At 65.0% G+C, this 19888-nt stretch carries 18 protein-coding genes; 14 read left to right on the forward strand and 4 right to left on the reverse strand.

The features are described 5' to 3' along the window. The first annotated feature begins 47 nt into the window (after positions 1-47). From AC2FMN_RS05475 to AC2FMN_RS05500, 6 genes are read left to right on the forward strand one after another with little or no spacing between them, the layout of a single operon-like run. Positions 48-2501 carry an FAD-dependent oxidoreductase gene (locus AC2FMN_RS05475; protein ID WP_496686809.1) on the forward strand — a complete coding sequence of 818 codons (2454 nt, stop codon included), beginning with the start codon at positions 48-50 and terminating at the stop codon, positions 2499-2501. Further along, positions 2498-3577, forward strand: a complete 1080-nt coding sequence (locus AC2FMN_RS05480) for an alcohol dehydrogenase family protein (protein WP_496686810.1) — start codon at positions 2498-2500, stop codon at positions 3575-3577. Before AC2FMN_RS05475 ends, AC2FMN_RS05480 begins: the two co-directional genes overlap by 4 nt. Further along, complete coding sequence (locus AC2FMN_RS05485) at positions 3574-4152, forward strand: dimethylsulfonioproprionate lyase family protein (RefSeq protein WP_496686811.1); 579 nt, start codon at positions 3574-3576, stop codon at positions 4150-4152. The genes AC2FMN_RS05480 and AC2FMN_RS05485 overlap by 4 nt, the downstream gene beginning before the upstream one ends. Then, positions 4149-5255 carry a mandelate racemase/muconate lactonizing enzyme family protein gene (locus AC2FMN_RS05490; RefSeq protein WP_496686813.1) on the forward strand — a complete coding sequence of 369 codons (1107 nt, stop codon included), beginning with the start codon at positions 4149-4151 and terminating at the stop codon, positions 5253-5255. Before AC2FMN_RS05485 ends, AC2FMN_RS05490 begins: the two co-directional genes overlap by 4 nt. Further along, entirely contained in the window at positions 5252-6358 is a 1107-nt protein-coding gene (locus tag AC2FMN_RS05495; RefSeq protein ID WP_496686815.1) for a mandelate racemase/muconate lactonizing enzyme family protein, read from the forward strand. The genes AC2FMN_RS05490 and AC2FMN_RS05495 overlap by 4 nt, the downstream gene beginning before the upstream one ends. A 10-nt stretch (positions 6359-6368) precedes the next feature. Further along, a complete protein-coding gene (locus AC2FMN_RS05500; RefSeq protein WP_496686817.1) occupies positions 6369-7667 on the forward strand; it encodes an aspartate aminotransferase family protein in 1299 nt (432 codons plus the stop codon). Here AC2FMN_RS05500 and AC2FMN_RS05505 read toward each other — a convergent pair. From AC2FMN_RS05505 to AC2FMN_RS05515, 3 genes are all read right to left on the reverse strand, one after another. Next, positions 7664-7879 (reverse strand): DUF1127 domain-containing protein, encoded by a 216-nt coding sequence (locus AC2FMN_RS05505; protein ID WP_496679012.1) that lies wholly within the window; start codon positions 7877-7879, stop codon positions 7664-7666. The genes AC2FMN_RS05500 and AC2FMN_RS05505 overlap by 4 nt on opposite strands. A gap of 124 nt (positions 7880-8003) precedes the next feature. Then, positions 8004-8399, reverse strand: coding sequence for a carboxymuconolactone decarboxylase family protein (locus tag AC2FMN_RS05510; RefSeq protein ID WP_496686819.1), 396 nt, complete (start codon positions 8397-8399; stop codon positions 8004-8006). A 2-nt stretch (positions 8400-8401) separates the two neighbouring features. Further along, positions 8402-9220: a cyclase family protein gene (locus AC2FMN_RS05515; protein ID WP_496686820.1), complete on the reverse strand. Its 819-nt coding sequence runs from the start codon at positions 9218-9220 to the stop codon at positions 8402-8404. A 251-nt stretch (positions 9221-9471) separates the two neighbouring features. Between AC2FMN_RS05515 and AC2FMN_RS05520 the strand changes: the two genes are divergently transcribed. From AC2FMN_RS05520 to AC2FMN_RS05545, 6 genes are all read left to right on the forward strand, one after another. Next, the gene (locus AC2FMN_RS05520; protein ID WP_496686822.1) at positions 9472-11568 is read left to right on the forward strand and encodes a 3-hydroxyacyl-CoA dehydrogenase NAD-binding domain-containing protein; all 2097 of its coding nucleotides are present in this window, start codon (positions 9472-9474) and stop codon (positions 11566-11568) included. Beyond that, positions 11568-12743: an acetyl-CoA C-acyltransferase gene (locus AC2FMN_RS05525; RefSeq protein ID WP_496686823.1), complete on the forward strand. Its 1176-nt coding sequence runs from the start codon at positions 11568-11570 to the stop codon at positions 12741-12743. The genes AC2FMN_RS05520 and AC2FMN_RS05525 overlap by 1 nt, the downstream gene beginning before the upstream one ends. A 102-nt stretch (positions 12744-12845) precedes the next feature. Continuing rightward, on the forward strand, positions 12846-14036 hold the full coding sequence (locus tag AC2FMN_RS05530; RefSeq protein ID WP_496686824.1) for an acyl-CoA dehydrogenase family protein: 1191 nt from the start codon (positions 12846-12848) through the stop codon (positions 14034-14036). Between the two features lies 1 nt (position 14037). Continuing rightward, positions 14038-15165 carry an acyl-CoA dehydrogenase family protein gene (locus tag AC2FMN_RS05535; RefSeq protein ID WP_496686825.1) on the forward strand — a complete coding sequence of 376 codons (1128 nt, stop codon included), beginning with the start codon at positions 14038-14040 and terminating at the stop codon, positions 15163-15165. Continuing rightward, a complete protein-coding gene (locus AC2FMN_RS05540) occupies positions 15146-15565 on the forward strand; it encodes a PaaI family thioesterase (protein WP_170444354.1) in 420 nt (139 codons plus the stop codon). Before AC2FMN_RS05535 ends, AC2FMN_RS05540 begins: the two co-directional genes overlap by 20 nt. Positions 15566-15604: 39 nt before the next feature. Beyond that, complete coding sequence (locus AC2FMN_RS05545; RefSeq protein ID WP_496686826.1) at positions 15605-17095, forward strand: class I adenylate-forming enzyme family protein; 1491 nt, start codon at positions 15605-15607, stop codon at positions 17093-17095. Between the two features lie 106 nt (positions 17096-17201). Here AC2FMN_RS05545 and rpe read toward each other — a convergent pair whose 3' ends face one another. Next, positions 17202-17891 carry a ribulose-phosphate 3-epimerase gene (rpe, locus tag AC2FMN_RS05550; RefSeq protein WP_496686827.1) on the reverse strand — a complete coding sequence of 230 codons (690 nt, stop codon included), beginning with the start codon at positions 17889-17891 and terminating at the stop codon, positions 17202-17204. Positions 17892-18074: 183 nt separating this feature from the next. Here rpe and phnC point away from each other — a divergent pair, with 183 nt between their 5' ends. Beyond that, entirely contained in the window at positions 18075-18896 is an 822-nt protein-coding gene (gene phnC, locus AC2FMN_RS05555; protein ID WP_496686828.1) for a phosphonate ABC transporter ATP-binding protein, read from the forward strand. Between the two features lie 68 nt (positions 18897-18964). Then, entirely contained in the window at positions 18965-19867 is a 903-nt protein-coding gene (phnD, locus tag AC2FMN_RS05560) for a phosphonate ABC transporter substrate-binding protein (RefSeq protein ID WP_496686829.1), read from the forward strand. Positions 19868-19888: the final 21 nt, after the last annotated feature.

The following is a 19888-nucleotide window of genomic DNA, read 5'->3' on the forward strand; positions in this document are numbered from 1 at the left end:
GGCCTTAGCCTGTCGAGAAGAAATGCGACTCGGTGAGAGGAAAAATCATGTCCGGGAAGGAACTGCCGTCACAGGCCCGCGTGGTGATCGTGGGCGGAGGTGTCATGGGCGTGGGTCTGGCCTATCACCTGGCGCACGAGGGCTGGACGGATGTCGTTCTGCTGGAAAAGGCCGAGCTGACCAGCGGCAGCACCTGGCATGCGGCAGGGCAGATCACCCACTCGACCAGTTCCTTTGGTCTGGGCAAATGCGTGGACTACAACATCGGGCTTTATTCCGGAGCGCTTGAGGCCGAGACCGGGCAGGCGGTGACGTGGCATGGCTGCGGCTCGTTCCGGCTGGCCTATACCGAGGACGAGATGGACTGGCTGCGCCACACCCTGTCGGTGGGCCGGTCACTGGGCTTCAACATCGAGCTGGTGGGCCCCAACCGCGTGGCCGAACTCCACCCGTTCTACAACCTCGACGGGGTTCTGGGCGCGCTGCACACGCCGGATGACGGGCATGTGGACCCGACGAACGTGACCATGGCCATGGCGGCGGGGGCGCGTCAGCTCGGCGCGCGGATCATCCGCCGCTGCCAGGCCACCAACATCACCCAGGCGGCCAATGGCGAATGGGTGGTCGAGACCGAACGGGGCACGATCCGCTGCGAACACGTGGTGAATGCGGGTGGCACTTATGCCCGGCAGATGGGCGAATGGTCGGGCCTGCAACTGCCGATGACTTCGATGACCCACCACTATTTCGTGACCGAACCGGTGCCACAGTTCCAGGACCTCGATCACGAGTTGCCGGTGATCCGCGATGACCGCAAGGTCTCGGGCTATATCCGCATGGAGCAGAAGCGCGGGCTGATCGGGATCTACGAGAAGGAAAATTCGAACTCGGTCTGGCATGACCACTGCCCGTGGGACTACGAAAACTGGCTGTTCGATGCCGATTACGACCGGGTCATGCCGTGGCTCGAAGAGAGCCTGAACCGGATGCCGATTTTCGCCGATCTGGGCATCCAGCGCGAGGTTCACGGGGCGATCTCGCACCCGCCCGACGGCAATCCGCTGATCGGCCCGGCGCCGGGGGTGCGTAACTACTGGTGCTGCTGCGGCACGCAGATCGGCATCGGCTGGGGCCCGGGCCTGACGCGCCAACTGGCGCGGTGGATGGTGCATGGCGCGGCCGACATTTCGATGCGCGACTATGATCCGCGCCGGTTCGGGGCATATGCCACCAAAGACTGGCAGGTCACCAAGGCGCATGAGGATTACAAACTGCGCCACGAAATTCCGTTTCCGCATTTCAACCGTCTTGCCGGGCGGCCGATCAAGCCGTCCCCGCTGTATGACCGGCTGAAAGCCAAGGGGGCGGTGTTCGAAGAGGTCTATGGCCACGAGCGCCCCCGCTGGTTCGCAAAGGATGGCGTTGAACAGCGCGACCATTATTCTTTCCGCCGCAATGTGGTGCATGACATGGTCGCCGTTGAATGCAGGGCCGTGCGCGAGGCGGTCGGCATTATGGATATCTCGGCCTTCACCAAGGTCGAGGTCAGCGGCCCGGATGCCCGGGTCCTGCTGGACCGGTTGGTTGCCAACCGCCTGCCGCAAAAGGTGGGCGGCATCGCGCTGACCCATATGCTCAACCGCCGTGGACGGATCGAGCTGGAGACCACGGTCGTGGAACTGGCCGAAGGCCGGTACTACCTCGTCTGTGCTGCCTTCTTCGAGCAGCGCCTACTGGACCACCTGACCCAGCATCGCGCCGAAGAAAACGTCGATATCATCCTGCGATCCGACGACTGGGCCGCGCTCAGCCTCAATGGCCCCCGGGCGCGCGAGGTTCTGGCCGCCTGCACCGATGCCGACCTGAGCAATACCGGTTTCAAATGGCTGACCGCGCAGGAAATCGACGTGGCGGGTCACCGGCTCTGGGCTTTCCGCATGTCCTATGCCGGTGAATTGGGATGGGAACTGCACATGCCGCGTGACAGCGCCTTGGCCGTCTACGATGCGCTCTGGTCCGCGGGCGCGCCGCATGGCATCGCCGATTACGGGTCGTTCGCGATGAACGCGCTGCGGATGGAGAAGGCCTTCAAGGGCGCGGGTGAGTTGACCAACGAGGTCACCCTGGCCGAAGCCGACGTGCTGCGCTTTGCCCGCACCGACAAGGAATACCTGGGCAAGGACCGGACTCTGAACCCCGATCTGCGCTGGGTCTGCGCCTATCTGGAGATCGAACCGGATGGCCAGAACGATGGGCATGGCGGCGAGGCGGTCCTGCTGGACGGCAAGGTCGTGGGCTCTACCGCCTCGGTGGCCTACGGGCATACGGTCGGCAAGATCCTTGCCTTTGCCTATGTCAAACCGCAGGCCAATGTACCGGGAACAGAGGTGCAGGTGGTGATCGCGGGCGCGCCGCGTCCCGGGCGGATATTGGGGGCGCCTGCCTATGACCCGCACAGCGTTCAGCCCCGCACCGATACCGCGATGGAGGCTGCGGTATGATCCCGAAAACCATGAAAGCCATGGTCCTGACTGGGCATGGCGATCTGGACAAATATGAATGGCATGAGGACTGGCCTACGCCCACACCCGGCCCGATGGAGGTGCTGATCAAGGTTGGTGCTTGTGGACTGAACAACACGGATGTGAACACCCGCACCGGCTGGTATTCCAAGGCGGTGGACGAGCCGACCACCGGCGGCGCCTATTCCGAGGTGGATGACGACGACAGCACCTGGGGCGGCGCACCTCTGACCTTCCCACGCATCCAGGGCGCGGATGCGGTCGGCACGGTCGTGGCCGTGGGCGAGGGGGCCGATCCTGCGATCATCGGCCGGCGGGTGATCGTGGCGGGCTGGCTGCGCGACTGGTCCGAGCCGATGAATCGCGACAAGGCCGGATATTTCGGCTCGGAATGTGACGGCGGCTTTGCCGAATACACCAAGGCCGACATCCGCGGCGTGGCGGCGATCGACTCCGGCCTGAGTGATGCCGAACTGGCGACCTTCAGTTGCTCATATGTGACGGCCGAAGGCATGTTGGACAGGGCGCAGGTCGGCGAGGGCGACACGGTTCTGATCCCCGGTGCCTCGGGCGGTGTGGGCGGGGCGCTGATCCAGCTGTCCAAGCTGCGCGGTGCACGTGTGATCGCCATGGCCAGCGCGGCCAAGCACCCCGAGGTCGCCAAACTGGGTCCGGATCGCATCCTGCCGCGCAGCCCCAGGAACTTGCGGGCCGAGCTGAAAGGCGAACGGATCACCGTCGTCGCCGACGTCGTGGGCGGAAAGATGTGGCCCAAACTGATCGACATGCTGGAGCGTGGCGGGCGCTATACCTGTTCGGGCGCGATTGCCGGTCCGATCGTGCAATTCGACCTGCGCACCTTCTACCTGCGCGATCTGACCTTCACCGGGTCGACCGTGAACACGCCGCAGAACTTCTTTGATGTCGTGAAATACATAGAAAATGGGCAAATCAAGCCAGCGTTGGCCGCCACTTACCCGTTGACTGAGCTGCGAGAGGCCCAGCAGGCCTTCATCGACAAGCATCATACCGGCAACATCGTGGTGATCCCATGACTCTGGAAAACGTTCTCGAAGCCGCGCGGCAACTGCATCAAGCACTGCCGGCGCTGTCCGCATTCGGCAACTGGCCCACCGACCTGACCGCAACCGGTTTGCAACCGCGGGCGATCCCCGCCACGCCGCTGGTGCAGGCGCTGGATCAGCCCGGATCACCCCGGACCACGGGGCTCGTTCAGGCGATCCGGTCGGCGGCGCATCTTGCCCATTGGAAACGAACCTATTCCGAGGCAGAGGTCGGTGCCGATTTCCGCAATCGGTACGGGTATTTCGAACTGTTCGGGCCAACCGGTCATTTCCATTCGACCCAGCTGCGGGGCTATGTCGCCTATTGGGGCGCCGGGCTGGACTATGACTGGCACAGCCACCAGGCCGAGGAGCTGTATCTGACGCTGGCGGGCGGCGCGGTCTTCAAGGTTGACGGGGGTCGGGCCTTTGTGGGCGCTGAGGGCACGCGGTTGCACGCTAGTTGGCAAAGTCACGCCATGTCCACAGGGGATCAGCCGATCCTCACTTTCGTACTGTGGCGGGGCGAGGGGTTGAACGACCTGCCCAGGATGGACGCCGCATGAAGATCTCTCGCATCTCGGTCTTTCACGTCGATCTGCCGCTCGAGCATCCCTATTGGTTGTCTGGCGGACGTCTGAAATTCGAGGTGCTGGATGCCACCTTCGTCAAGATCGAAACCGACGCCGGCCTGACCGGCTGGGGCGAGGGCACGCCGTGGGGCCACACCTATGTGCCCGCGCACGGACCGGGTATCCGGGCGGGGATCGAGACCATGGCGCCCTTCGTCCTCGGGCTGGACCCCCGCCGGGTTCTAGAGGTCGAGCGGGCGATGGACCACGCGCTGCCCGGGCATCTTTATGCCAAGTCGCCGATCGACATGGCCTGCTGGGACATTGCCGGACAGGCGGCCGGTTTGCCGATTGCCGATCTGATGGGCGGCGGGTCGCGCAGCCCCGCGCCGATCGCCTCATCGGTCGGGGCCAAGACCATCGAGGAAACCCGCGCGGTGATGGATCGCTATCGTGACCGCGGCTATTGGGTACATTCGGTCAAAGTGGGCGGCGACGTGGATCGCGACATAGAACGCATACGCGATGTCGAGGCGCATCGCCCGTCGGGTGAGCGCATCCTCTATGACGTCAACCGCGCCTGGACGCGGCAGCAGGCGCTGCGGGTGATGAAGGCCACCGAGGATCTGGGCGTGATGTTCGAACAACCGGGCGAGACGCTGGACGACATCGCCGCCATCCGGGCCCTGCATTCCGCGCCGGTCAGCGTGGATGAAAGCCTGGTCACCCTGCAGGACGCCGCGCGCATTGCCCGCGACGGGCTGGCCGAGGTCTTCGGGATCAAGCTCAACCGTGTCGGCGGCCTGACCAAGGCTGCTCGGATGCGGGACATCGCGCTGGCGCATGGCATCGACATGTACGTAATGGCCACCGGCGGCTCGGTTCTGGCCGACACCGAGGCGCTGCATCTGGCCGCCACCATCCCCGACCACAACCGCCTGGGCGTCTGGGCCTGTCAGGACATGCTGACGCTGGACGTTGCGGGCGGGCGCGGCCCACGCAACCGTCTGGGTCATCTGGAACTGCCCGAGGCCCCCGGCCTTGGCCTGGCCCCTGATGAAGATGCACTGGGCGATCCCAAGGCCGTGTACCAATGACTCGCATCACCCGCATTTCGCTCTGGCATGTGCCGCTGACCAGCCACCAGGCCTATTACATGGCTGACGGCAAGGCCTGCGACACGGTTGAAACGGTGGTTCTGGCGCTGGACACCGATGACGATCTTACCGGCTGGGGCGAGGTCTGCCCGATTCCGCATTACCTGCCCGCCTATGCGCGCGGCGTAGCCCCGGCGGTTGAGGACATGGCCGCGGTTCTGCTGGGCGCCGACCCGATCGGACCCGAGGCGTTGATGGCGCGGCTGGACCGGCACCTGCCGGGGCATGTCTATGCCAAATCGGCGATTGACATCGCGCTGTGGGATCTGACGGGGCAGGTGGCAGGGCTGCCGCTGCACGCGCTGCTGGGCGGTCGGCGGGCGCAGACGATGCCGCTCTATCACTCGATCACCTGTATCGCCCCGGCCGAGATGGCCCGCATCGCCCGCGAGGCGCAGGCGCAGGGCATCACCCAGTTCCAGGTCAAGCTGGGCGCGGATGCCGATTGGCAGACCGATGTCGAGCGCCTGCGTCTGGTGCGCGAGGCGGTGGGCGACGGGCCGCTGGTCTATGGCGATTGGAACTGCGGCGCCACGTCTCTGGACGCCAGCCGCGTGGGGCGGGCGGTTGCGGATCTGGATGTGATGCTGGAACAACCCTGTGCCACGATTGAAGATTGCGCCCGCGTGCGCGCCGCCACCGGTCTGCCGATGAAGCTGGACGAATGCGCACACGACACCGCCAGCCTGCTGGCCGCGCATGCGCTGGGCTGCATGGATGCGGTCGCGGTGAAGCTGTCGAAATTCGGCGGGCTGTCGGCGGCGCGCCGCGCGCGTGATCTGTGCCTGCATCTGGGGGCGAAGATGTGCGTCGAAGACACCTGGGGGTCTGACATCACCACAGCCGCCCTGCTGCATCTGGGCGCGGCCACCGAACCCGCGCGCTTGATGAACGTGTGCGACCTGTCGGGCTATGTCGCGCCGCGGCTGGCGCCGGATGGCCCGGCCCGCAAGGGCGGTCGGATCGCGCCGCCCGACGGGATCGGCCTCGGCGTCTCGCCAGACCGCGAATACCTGGGCGCGCCGGACGTGATACTGGATTAGGGAGGCGACCATGCCGCGACATCTCAGCCAATCCGACTGGGGCCAGCGCGCCCGCGCGGTGCTGCCCGGCGGCGGCTTTGGCAATTTCGACCCGTCGGTCTTCATCCGCGAGGGCCGGGGCAGCCGCGTCTGGGACGAAGACGGCAAGGAATATGTCGACCTGCTGATCGGCTCGGGGCCGATGCTGCTGGGCCACGGCCACCCCGAGGTCTTGGAGGCCGTCGCCGAACAGATGCCCAAGGGCATGACGTTCTTCGCCAACAACGCGCGCGCGGTCGAACTGGCCGAGGAAATCTGCGCTGCCGTGCCCTGCGCTGATCAGATCCGCTATGTCTCGTCCGGCGGTGAGGCTGACATGTACGCGATCCGGCTGGCCCGCGCCTTTACTGGCCGCGACAAGATCGTGAAGTTCGAAGGCGGCTATCACGGCATGAGCGCCGAAGCACAGATGAGCCTGGCCCCGTCACGAATGGTGAATTTCCCGCAGGCGGTTCCCGACAGCGCGGGCATACCGGCCAGCGTTCAGGCCGAAATGCTGATCGCGCCGTTCAACGACCCGGACTACATCCGCTCGCTGCTGGCCGAGCACGGCAACCAGGTCGCGGGCATCATCGTCGAGCCGCTGCAACGCATCATCCCGCCCGAACCGGGCTTCCTACAGCTTCTGCGGGACGAGGCCGACAAGTACGGCATCGTGCTGATCTTTGACGAGGTGGTGACCGGGTTTCGTTTCGCCTATGGCGGCGCGCAGGAGCTGTACGGCGTGACCCCCGACATCGCCACGCTGGGCAAGATCATCGGCGGCGGCTTTCCCCTGGCCGCGATCGCCGGGCGGGCCGAGATCATGGCCCATTTCGACAAACCCGCCGTTGGGCCTGAGAAATGGCTGATGCAGCTGGGGACACTGTCAGGCAATCCGGTGGCAGCGGTGGCCGGGCTCAAGACGATGGAGGTGTTGCGCCGTCCCGGTCAGTACGACCGGCTGCGCGCCAATGGTCAGCGTCTGATGGATATGGCCTCGGCCGCGCTGACCAAGCAGGGGGTCGCCCATCGTATCATCGGTGATTCGACCCTGTTCGAGATCGTGTTCACGGACGGGAAAGTGCGGGATTACAGGGATGTAGTCCGCGCGGATACGGCCAAGGCCACCCGGTTCAATGCGGTTCTGATGCAGAACGGGATGTTCAAGTCACCGGGCAAGACCTATCCGTCCCTGGCGCTGACCGAAGCGGACTTTGACCTGTGCAAAGCCGCCTATGCCAAGGCCGCGCAGGCCGTGGTCGAGATGCAGGATGCGGGCGTGTCTTAGTAGACGCCCGCCATCACCAAACGCACGATGTCTTCGCGCTTCATGCCACGCGCGGCCAGTTCTTCGTCGGTCAGCGCGTGCAGTTGCTTGATCTTGACGACTTTGGCGTTGGCCTCACCCATGCGGATCAGCGCCTCGTAGATGCCGTAGAACACATCGGCCACTGTCGACAGCAGGTTGAAGACCGCCGGGCGGCGCGTCGTATGTGCCATGAGCAGAACTCCTCTGGTCTGAAGTTGACCCCGCGCAGTTAGACCCGATGCTGCGGTGCAGCTAGGGTTCTGCCCGAATACCCGCCGTGCGTCTGATGCAAATCTGCGGGCAGAATGCAGGATTTCAGGCTTTGAACCGGTCATCCACCGGCACCTGCAAGGCTGTGGCCAGAGCGTTGGTCTGGCTGGCCATCGCGATCACCGCCAGCAGCTCGGCCTGCATTTGGTCGGTCATTCCCTTGGCGCGGGCCGCGGCCGAATGGGAGTGCACGCAGTATTCGCAATTGTTGGCGATCGAAACCGCCACATACAGCATCTCCTTCATCAACGGGTCCAGCGCGCCGGGGGCCATGACGGTCTTGAGCCGCTCCCACGTCGCTTTCAGCAGCACCGGGTCATGGGCCAGAGCGCGCCAGAAATTGTTGATGTAATCAGTGTTGCGGGTGGCGCGGATGTCATCGAAGACGGCCAGCGCCTCGGCGCTGACCTCTTCGTCCGTCAACAGGCGAACCGTTGCCATGCTCAGACCATCGCGAAGATGCGCGCCGGGCCGCCCGACCCGCCACGATGGGCCGGCGCGCCGACCACCAGCGTTGCTCCGCTGGCGGGCACCTTGTCGAGATTGGCGAGGTTCTCGATGCCGTAACGGTTGGTGGGCAGCCACGCGTAATGCGTCACGAAATCAGCCGATGGCCCGTGGTCCAGCGACAGCGTGTCGACGGCCAGCGCAACGGCGCCGGTTCCTTCGATCAACATCTGAGCCGCTTCGACGTGGAAGCCGGGGAAATGCATCTTGCCTTCGCCGTCGGCGTTGCGGAACTCGGGCGTGGCGGTCTTAGCGGCCCATCCCGAATGCATGGCGACGCAGGCGCCATCGGGGATGTCGCCATTTGCCGCGATCCACGCTTTCAGGTCATCTGGGGTCACCTGCGCATCCGGGTCCTCGGCCGCGCGGGCGGCAATGTCCACCACGCACAGAGGGCAGACGAGGTTCGCGACCGGGATTTCGTCCACCGACTGCCCATCCGCCGAGAAATGCAGCGGGGCATCGACATGCGTGCCGGTGTGTTCGTTGACGGTCAGGTTGAACAGGTTGAAGCCATGTTCCTTGAAATTGAAGGCCTGGGTCGCCTCGATCCCCGGTTGGCCGAAATAAGTGGGGAAATCGGCATCGTAGACATGGGTCATGTCCAGCACCTCGCCATGACCCGCGGCCAGTGCAGGGGGTGCTGCCACCGTTCCAAGCGCCGTGCCTGCCGCCATCGCCGCGCCAGCCTTGAAAAAGGAACGGCGGGACAGCATCCGGTCTTTCACCGTGTTTATTACGCAAACGTCACACATTTCAAAACTCCCTGTTCTGCAATCTGTTTTCGTTCCCGGCCGAATTCATTGGCCGGGTGGGCAAAGCCTAGCACGGTTTTCCGCGATCCGGTTCACAAGTTGTTTTGACCCCGCTCGCCGACAACAAATGCGGCCCGGAGGCGTAGTCGGGTATAAGGGGTTGAACCCGCGCGCGGACGGGTTCAATCTGTTGCGGAATATTGTTCCGCAATGCGGAACAAGCTCTGGTTGGCAAGAGGAGACCAAGTCTGATGTCCGAGGCGGTGGAATACGAACGGATTGGCGATATCGCGGTGCTGGCGGCGAACAACCCGCCGGTCAATGCGCTGGGCGTGGACGTGCGCCGGCGCCTGCTGGCCGGAATTGAACGGGCCGAGGCCGAGGGCGCAAAGGCGGTGTTGATCTACGGCAAGGGGCGGACCTATTTCGCAGGGGCCGATATCCGCGAGTTCGGCAAACCCCCGCAAGAGCCCTGGCTGCCGGGCCTGTGCGACCGGATCGAAGCCTCGCCCCTGCTGGTGGTTTCGGCGCTGCACGGCACGGCGCTCGGTGGCGGGCTCGAGGTTGCGTTGTCCAGCCACTACCGCATCGCGCTCCCCTCAGCCAAGGTCGGCCTGCCCGAGGTCAATCTGGGTATCCTGCCCGGCGCCGGTGGTACTCAGCGTCTGCCGCGCGTGGCCGGGGTCGAGGCCGCGCTGGATATGATCACAACCGGCCGCCATGTCCGGGCCGACGAGGCGCTGAAGCTGGGCGTGATCGACAAGGTGCAGGATGGCGACCCGCGCGAGATCGGGCTGGCCTATGCGCAGGAGCTGCTTGACTCGGGCGCGCCCCGTCGCGCAGTCGGAGAGATGCCTGCGCCGGACTCTGTCGATTTCGATGAGGTCTACGAGGCCGTTCTGAAGAAGGGCCGGGGCCAGCTGTCCCCAGCTGTCGCCGTGCGTGCTGTGCAAGCCGCCTGCGAGGCGGCCAGCTTTGCCGAGGGCATGGCGCGCGAGCGGGAACTGTTCATGCAGTTGATGGAGTCAGATCAGCGCAAGGGCCTGATCCACGCCTTCTTCGCCGAACGCGCCGTGGGCAAACTGCCCGAACTGAAGGGTGTCGAGCCGCGTCCGGTGCATCAGATCGGGGTCATCGGCGGCGGCACGATGGGCGCGGGGATCGCCACCGCCGCCTTGCTGGCGGGTCTGCCCGTGACCTTGCTGGAGATGACGCAGGAGGCCGCCCATGCCGCCAAGGACCGGATCGCCGGAAACATCGCCGGCGCCCTAAAGCGCGGCAAGATCAGCCAACAACAGCATGACGCAATCCTGTCGGACCAGTTGCAGCTTGCCACCGGCTATGACGCGCTGAGCGCCGTCGATTTGGTGATCGAGGCCGTGTTCGAGGATATGGACGTCAAGAAACAGGTCTTTGCCCAGATGGATGCGGTCTGCAAACCGGGGGCGGTTCTGGCGACCAACACCTCGTATCTGGACGTCAACGAAATTGCAGCCGCCACTACGCGCCCGCATGACGTGATCGGGCTGCATTTCTTCTCGCCTGCCCATGTGATGAAGCTGCTCGAGATCGTTGTGGCCGACAAGACCGCGCCCGAGGTGGTCGCCACCGGCTTTGCGCTGGGGCATCGGCTGAAAAAGGTCTCGGTGCGGGCGGGGGTGTGCGACGGGTTCATCGGGAACCGGATCCTCAGCACCTATCGCACCTGCGCCGACCACATGGTCCTGGACGGGGCAAGCCCGTTCCAGATCGACAAGGCGCTGACCGATTTCGGCTTTGCCATGGGGCCGTTCGCGGTGTCCGATCTGGCCGGGCTGGATATCGGCTGGGCGGTGCGCAAACGCAAACGCGCCGAGGGGCTGGACCCGCGTGCCCGCGACAGCAGCTATGCCGACAAACTGTGTGAGGCCGGGCATTTCGGACAGAAGACCGGTAAAGGCTTCTATGTCTATGAAAAGGGCAAGCGCGGTGGCTCGCCCAACCCCGAGGTTCTGGACCTGATCGCGGCCGACCGCGCGGCGCAGGGCATCACCCCGCGCACATTCACGGATGACGAGATCGTGCGGCGATATATGGTGGCGATGGTCAATGAGGCCGCCAAGGTGGTGGGCGAGGGCATCGCGCGCCGCCCCTTGGACGTGGATGTGGTGCTGCTCTATGGCTATGGGTTCCCGCGTTATCGCGGCGGGCCGCTGAAATGGGCGGATCTGCAGGGTCTGCCGGGTATTCTGGAGGATATCCGCGCCTGGTCGGCCGAGGATGCCTATTTCTGGCAACCCGCGCCACTGCTGGAAAAACTGGTGGCCGAGGGCCGCAGCTTTGATGATCTGAACAAGGGCGCCGAGTGATGAAACAAGCCGTAATCGTATCCGCCGCGCGCACCGGGCTGGCCAAGTCGTTCCGGGGCTCGTTCAACATGACCCACGGCGCCACGATGGGCGGCCACGCGGTTCAGGCCGCGGTCGAACGGTCGGGGCTGGATGGCGCCGAGATTGAGGATTGCATCATCGGTTGCGGTTTCCCCGAAGGCGAGACCGGCAGCAACATCGCCCGCCAGATCGCCATCCGGGCCGGGCTGCCGGTCAGCGTTTCGGGCATGACCGTGAACCGGTTCTGCTCGTCGGGGCTGCAGACCGTGGCGCTAGCGGCGCAGGCCATCACCGAGGGCGGCGCGGGCCCCATCGTGGCCGGTGGGGTCGAGAGCATCTCGCTGGTCCAGCCGAAAACCCGCCCCGTGCCCGAGGCGTGGATTCAGGAGCACAAGCCCGCGATCTACATGACGATGATCGAGACCGCCGACATCGTGGCCGAACGCTATGGTATCAGCCGGGAAGAACAGGACGCCTATGGCCTGCGGTCGCAGCAGCGCATCGCGGCGGCGCAGGCGGCCGGCAAGTTCGATGAGGAAATCGTGCCGATGCAGACGATTATGGCGGTCAAGGACAAAGAGACGGGCGAGGTCTCGCACCGGAAGGTCACCGTGGACCGGGATGAATGCAACCGGCCGAACACGACGCTGGAGGGTCTGGCCGGTCTGGAGCCTGTGCGTGGCCCCGGAAACTACATCACTGCCGGCAATGCCAGCCAGCTGTCGGACGGCGCAGCCGCCGTTGTCCTGATGGACAGCGCCGAGGCAGAGCGTCGGGGGCTGGAGCCCATGGGCGCGTTCAAGGGGTTCTGCGTGGCGGGGTGTGAGCCCGACGAGATGGGTATCGGCCCGGTCTTTGCTGTGCCGCGCCTGCTGGAACGGCATGGTCTGAGCGTTGATGACATCGACCTGTGGGAGCTGAACGAGGCCTTCGCCTCGCAGGCGCTGTACTGCCGCAACCGTCTGGGGATCGATGACGAGAAATGCAACGTGAACGGCGGCTCGATCGCCATCGGGCATCCATTCGGCATGACCGGCGCGCGGATGGTCGGCCATCTGCTGCGCGAAGGGCGGCGGCGCGGGGCCAAGCTGGGTGTCGTGACCATGTGCATCGGCGGCGGCATGGGCGCGGCCGGTCTGTTCGAGATCTATTGAAGAAAGGGGCGCCGGGCCAGCCCATCGAGGGCCGGTCCGGCGCTGCCCGGCCCTTGGGGCCGAGCAGGCAAGGTTCCGATCGCGTCGAGGAGGAGGGCGGCTGTGGACTTGAATTATACGGACGAGGAGAAGGCCTTTCGCGACGAGGTACGCGGTTTTCTGGCCGAGAAACTGCCCAAGGAGATCTCGGACAAGATCCGGGCTGGCCGGAACATCGGCAAGGAAGGGTATGAGTGGTGGAATGCCACTCTGAACGAGCGCGGCTGGTTGAATTTCAACTGGCCGAAGGAGTTTGGCGGCGCCGAGTGGAACGCGGTTCAGCGCCATATCTTCGAGGAGGAATGCGCCGCCGCCTATGCGCCGCGCATCGTGCCGTTTGGCCTGTCGATGCTGGGCCCGGTGCTGCAGAAATTCGGGTCGAAGGCGCAGCAGGATTATTTTCTGCCGCGCATCCTGAATGGTGAACACTGGTGGTGCCAAGGCTATTCCGAGCCGGGCGCCGGGTCGGACCTGGCCTCGCTGAAGACTCGGGCGGTGCGCGACGGCGACAACTATGTCGTGAACGGCCAGAAGACTTGGACCACGATGGCGCAATACGCCAACTGGATCTTCTGCCTGGTGCGCACCGACCCCGAGGCCAAGGCGCAGGAGGGGATCTCGTTCCTGCTGATCGACATGAATACGCCGGGGATCGAAGTGCGCCCCATCGTCCTGCTGGACGGAACGCCCGAGGTGAACGAGGTGTTCTTTGACGATGTGCGCGTCCCGGTCGAAAATCTGGTGGGCGAGGAGAACAAGGGCTGGACCTATGCCAAGTATCTGCTGACGCATGAACGCACCAACATCGCCGGGGTTGGCTTCAGCCAGGCGGGGCTGGACATGGTCAAGCGGATTGCCCGGATCGAAACCGCGAATGGCCGCCCCCTGATCGAGAACCCGCATTTCGCCGCCCGGCTGGCACGGGTCGAGATCGACCTGATGGCCATGGCCACCACCAACATGCGCATCATCAGCCAGGCTTCGGCCGGACAGGCACCGGGGGTGGAAAGCTCGATGCTGAAGGTCAAGGGTACGATCATCCGGCAAGAGATCAACGACCTGGCCCGCCGCGCGGTGGGGCCTTATGCGATGCCTTTCGCCTCCGAGGCGGTGGCAGGCGACAACGACCCGATCGGGCCGGACTATGCCGCGCCGGTCGCCGCCCAGTATTTCAACAACCGGAAACTGTCGATCTTCGGCGGGTCGAACGAGATCCAGCGCGGGATCATCGCCAAGGTCAAGATGGGGGGCTGAGATGGATTTCAACCTGACCGAAGAACGGCAGATGCTGCAGGACACTCTGCGGCGCTATTTGGCCGACCGCTACACTACTCCGGTGCGTAACGACATTCTGGACAGCGCGGCGGGGTTCAGCGCTGACATCTGGCGCGAACTGGCCGATCTGGGCGTTCTGGGCGCGCTGTTCGACGAAGCGGATGGCGGGTTCGGCGGGGCGGGCTTTGACATCGCCACCGTGTTCGAGGAACTGGGCCGGGCCGGGGTGGTCGAGCCGGTTCTGGACAGCTGCATTCTGGGCGGCCGGCTGATCGCGCAGGCGGGCACCCCCGATCAGCGAGTGTTGCTGGATCAGGTGATCTCGGGCGCGCTGCATCTGGCGCTGGCGCATGGTGAGCCTGCCAGCCGGTATGACCTGAGCCGGGTCGAGACCACCGTGCGGACCGACGGCACGGATCTGATCCTGAACGGGCGCAAGGCCGTGGTCGTGAATGCCGAGGCCGCCGGGCAGCTGATCGTATCCGCGCGCGAAACGGGCGGGCCGTTCGATCTGGACGGCATATCTCTGTTCCTGGTGCCAGCTGATACGCCGGGGCTGGGTCTGCGCGGGTATCCGATGCTGGCCGGAGGCCGAGCGGCCGAGGTCACTCTGGACGATGTGCGCCTGCCGGAAAGCGCGCGTCTGGGCGCCGCGGGGCAGGGGTTCGATCCGCTGATGGACGTTGTGGCCGCAGCCAATTGCGCGCTGGTCGCCGAGGTTCTGGGCGCTATGGAAAGTGCGGTGGAACTGACACGGCAATATCTGATGACGCGCAAGCAGTTCGGCCGCCCGATCGGGACCTTTCAGGCCCTGCAGCACCGGTTCGCGGATATGCTGATCGAGCTGGAGCAGGCGCGCTCGGCGGTGATCAACGCGGCCGGTCACCTTGAAGCACCCGACCGCGACCGGCAGATCGCCGCGGCCCGCAACCTTGTGTCGCGGGTAGGCCGGCTGGTGGCTGAGGAAACGATCCAGATGCATGGCGGCATCGCCATGACGCAGGAATATGAGCTGGCGCATATTGCCAAGCGGATCGTCATGTCGGATCACAGGTTTGGCGACGCGGATTATCACTTGGAGAGGTTCATTGCACTCGGCGCGGCCTGAAGACGACCCAAGGGTCCGGCGATCGGGCTGTCAGAACGCGATCGGGTTCGAGGTGGATCTGTCCGACCCCGACGGCCGTGCCCGGTGTCATTTGACCATCCGGGCGGATCACTTGAATAGCCAGGGCATCCTGCATGGCGGCATCATCGCCATGCTTCTGGACGTGGCTTGCGGCAACACCGCCTCGGCCTGGTTCGACCGGGACGAACATCCGCTGGTTCTGACCCTGTCGCTGAACACAAGCTATGTGGCGGCGGTGCGTCAGGGGCGCGTGACGGCCACGGGGCGCGCAACGGGTGGCGGGCGCACGCTGGCCTATGTGACCGGAGAGTTGCACAGCGACGACGGAACCCTGATCGCAACGGCGGCGGGAGTGTTCAAGCGCACCATGAAACGCTGAGCGCAAAACCGGTTCCGGCGCAGGGGAGGGCGAAGGGACATGAACAAGTGGCACGATTATCCGGATGCCCAGATCCGGACCCGTCCGCGGGCCCGCGCCTTTGCCGACGGGTTCGGCGCCGATTGGAGCTTTGCTGACCTCGACCGCGCGATTTCCGAGTTGTCAGACATCCTGCTGGCCTCGGGGGTGCGCCCGTGCGATCGGGTCATGCTGGTGCTCGAGAATTGCTGTGCGGCGGTGGCCGCGCTGTTTGCCTGTTCCCGGATTGGGGCCTGCGTGGTGCCGGTGAACGCCCGCCACACCGCGGCTGAGTTGGCGCGCATCGTGGATCACGTCTCTCCGGCGGTGATCCTGTTCACATCGGCGGCGTCGCCGGAGGCGCGCGACCATGCGCGAAGGGCCGTGGCCCGGCCCGTTTCCGGGGCCTTCGGGCAGTTGCACCTGGCCGCGCCGTACCCGAGCGCGCCCGACCCCGATCTGGCGGATGTCGCGGCGATGCTGTTCACCACCGGCACGACCGGAACGCCCAAGGGCGTGATGCTGACCCACGAAAACCTGCGGTTCGGCGGGCTGACTTCGGCGAATTTCCGGGGGTTGACGCAGGATGACGTGGTCTACGGCGTGCTGCCGATTTCGCATATCTTCGGGTTGGCTTCGATCGTCACCGGGTCGGCGCTGGCCGGGGCCTTCGTCCAGCTGGATGCCCGGTTCGCGGCGGACCGCGCCTTTGCCGCGTTGAACGCGGGCGTCACGGTGTTTTCGGGCGTGCCGCAGATGCATGCGCTGCTGATGCAATATGCCAAGGAACAGGGGTTGGAGCGGCTGCCGTCAGGCGCTCTGCGCTACACATCGTCCGGGGCCGCCCCGCTGGACCCGGCGTGGAAACGCAAGGCCGAGGCATTCTATGGCGTCGCGCTGCAAAATGGCTATGGCATGACCGAAAGCACGGCGGGGATCTGCGCCTCGCACAACCGGATCGGGGATCCGGATATCTCGGTCGGCCCGCCCTTGCCGGGGGTCGAACTGCGCATTGACGAAACCATACCCGGCGGCGGAGATGGCGTGGGCGAGATCCTGACGCGCGGCCCGCATGTAATGAAGGGGTACTATCGCAACGGCGAGGAAACGGGCCGGGTGCTTGCCCAGGGGTGGCTGCGCACGGGCGACCTCGGCCGTCTCGACGCGCAGGGAAATCTACACATCGTAGGCCGCGCCAAGGAACTGATCATTCACGGCGGCTTCAATGTCTATCCGCCCGAGGTCGAGGCCGCGCTGAACGACCACCCGCTGGTGATCCAGTCTGCGGTGATCGGGCATCGGGTGGGCGGCGATGAACAGGTGCTGGCCTTTGTTCAAGTGCCTGAAAACGGCGCTGTGTCCGAGGCAGAGTTGGCGGAGTTCGTGGCCGCACGTCTTGCGGGCTACAAACGGCCCAGCCGGATCGTGCTGGCCACGTCTCTGCCCGCCGCGCCCACGGGCAAGATCCTCAAGCACAAGTTGCTGACGCATTTCGCGGATCAACTGGCCTAGGAGCAGGGCCGGCAAAACGCTGCGCGCCCGCGCGACATCGGCTGCGCCGGGCCCAACAGGAGGAGGCGTTTTGTCAAAAAACGTCGACGACGGGCAGGAGCGGCCGTCAGACCGCGTGGCCTTCGGCTGCGGCGCGAATGGCACGGATGTTCTGGCCATAAACGTCCGGGTTCGCAACCGACCCGCCCTTGAAGACCGCTGAACCGGCAACAAGAACGTCGGCACCGGCCGCCGCGACCAGCGGGGCGGTCGATGGGTCGACGCCCCCGTCGATTTCGATATGCACCGGGCGGTCGCCGATCATCTCGCGCAGGCGGCGCACCTTTGCGGTCATGTCGATGAATTTCTGCCCGCCAAAGCCGGGGTTCACCGTCATCACGCAGACCAGATCGGCCAGATCCAGCAGATGCTCGACCGCTTCGGCCGGAGTGCCCGGGTTAAGCGCCACGCCTGCCTTCATCCCGGCCGCTCGGATCGCTTGCAGTGTGCGGTGCGTATGTGGGCCGGCTTCGACATGGGCTGTCAGAAAATCCGCGCCGGCATCGGCATAGGCCTGGATGTAGGGGTCGACCGGCGTGATCATCAGATGCACGTCCATCACCGTCTTGACATGCGGCCGGAACGCTTTGACCGCCGGCGGGCCGAAGGTGAGATTTGGCACGAAATGCCCGTCCATCACGTCAACATGGACCCAGTCAGCGCCTTGGGCCTCGATGGCTTGGATCTCCTGTCCGAAATTGGCGAAATCGGCGGATAGGATCGACGGTGCGATCTTGATCTTGCGGTCAAAGCTCATGGCGGCCTCATGTGACAGATCTGACGTTTCAGGTGTTGGGCCCGCGTATAGACGGGACGAGCGGCATTGCCCAGCCCCACCGTACCGCGTCAATGTCGCGCCTTTGCAAAAGTTTTACCAGACCGACACACAGACGTTGAACAGGGTCAGTAGCTGACCGCCATCAACAACTGGGGGTGGCCCGTGCTGCGCATCGAAAACCTGACCAAGCGCTTCGGCGACATTACCGCCGTCGACACCGCGACGCTGGACGTCGACAAGCCATGCATGATCGGGATCATCGGGCGGTCGGGTGCCGGCAAGTCCACCCTGCTGCGTATGATCAACCGCCTGACCGATGTCAGCGCCGGACAGATCCTGTTTCACGGGCGCGACGTGACCACCCTGAAGGGGCGCGACAAACGCGCCTGGCAGGCGGATTGCGCGATGATCTTCCAGCAATTCAACCTTGTGCCCCGCATGGACGTGGTTTCGAACGTGTTGCATGGAACGCTGAACCAGCACTCGACGCTGGCGACCCTGTTCAACCTGTTCCCGACCGCGGACATCCACCGCGCCATCGACATTCTGGACCGTCTGGGCATCGCCGAACATGCCCCCAAAAGAGCCGAGGCGCTGTCGGGCGGGCAGCAGCAACGCGTCGCCATCGCGCGGGCGCTGATGCAGGACCCCAAGATCATCCTGGCCGATGAGCCCATCGCCTCGCTGGACCCGATGAATGCGCAGGTCGTGATGCAGGCCCTGCGCCGCATCCACGAAGAGGATGGCCGCACCGTGATCGCCAATCTGCACACGCTGGACACCGCGCGCCGCTACTGCGACCGCGTGGTCGGCATGCGCGACGGGCGCATTGTGTTCGACGGCCTGCCCGAGCAGCTGACCACCGGCGTCGCCCGCGAGATCTACGGAGCTGATGCCAGCTTCTCCGAGGCCGCGACCTCGACCGAGATCGAAACGCTGGATGCCTCCCGGAAGGCTCTGATGGAAGCCGAGGCCACGATCTGAGCCCCAACAACCTCATTCATCGCCCGGCCCGATGAACGGGGTGGGCCAATCAACCCGGAGAGAGACAGATGAAGAAACTTGTTGCCGCCCTGGTCGCGACCACTGCCCTGAGCGCGCCTGCCATGGCCGAGGGGATCAGGGAATTCCGTATCGGCATCCTGGGCGGAGAAAACGCACAGGACCGGCTGAACAACAACGAATGTCTGCGTGAGTACACCGAGGACGCGCTGGGCGTCGAAACCAAGCTTTTCGCCCCGGCGGACTACAACGGCGTGATCCAGGGACTGCTGGGCGGCACGATCGACATGGCCTGGCTGGGGGCCTCGGCCTATGCCAAGACCTATCTGAGCGACCCCGAGGCGGTCGAGCCGGTTTTGGTCAAGGTCAACACCGACGGCGGGTTCGGGTATCATTCCATCGGTTTCGCCCGCAAGGACAGCGGCATCGCGTCGCTGGCCGACATGAAGGACAAGGTCTTCGGCTTCGGCGATCCCAACTCGACCTCGGGCTACCTGATCCCGTCGATCGAGATCCCTCGGGCCATCGGCGCCACGATGGAGTCGGGTGACTATTTCGGCCAAGTTAAGTTCACCGGTGGGCACGAACAGACCATCGTGGCCGTCAGCAATGGCGACGTGGATGCCGGCGTGACCTGGGCCGACGGTCTGGGCGAATGGGAAGACGGCTACAACTCGGGTGCGCTGCGCAAGGCGGTCGATGCCGGTCTGGTGGACATGAACGATCTGGTCGAGATCTGGCGCTCGAAACCCATCCCTGAAGGCCCGATCGTGCTGCGAAAGGCGCTGCCGGCCGAGATCAAGGCGAAGATGACGGCGCTGATGGCCGGATTGGCCGAAAAGGACCGTGACTGTTTCTATGGCGTGGCGGCGGGAGAAGCCAAAGGGTTCGAACCGATCACCCATGCGGCCTATGAAAGCATCATCGAGGCCCGCAAGCTGAAGTCGAACTGACGCCAAGCCTTGCCGCCCCGG

This window comes from Ruegeria sp. BHSC037 (assembly GCF_059613045.1).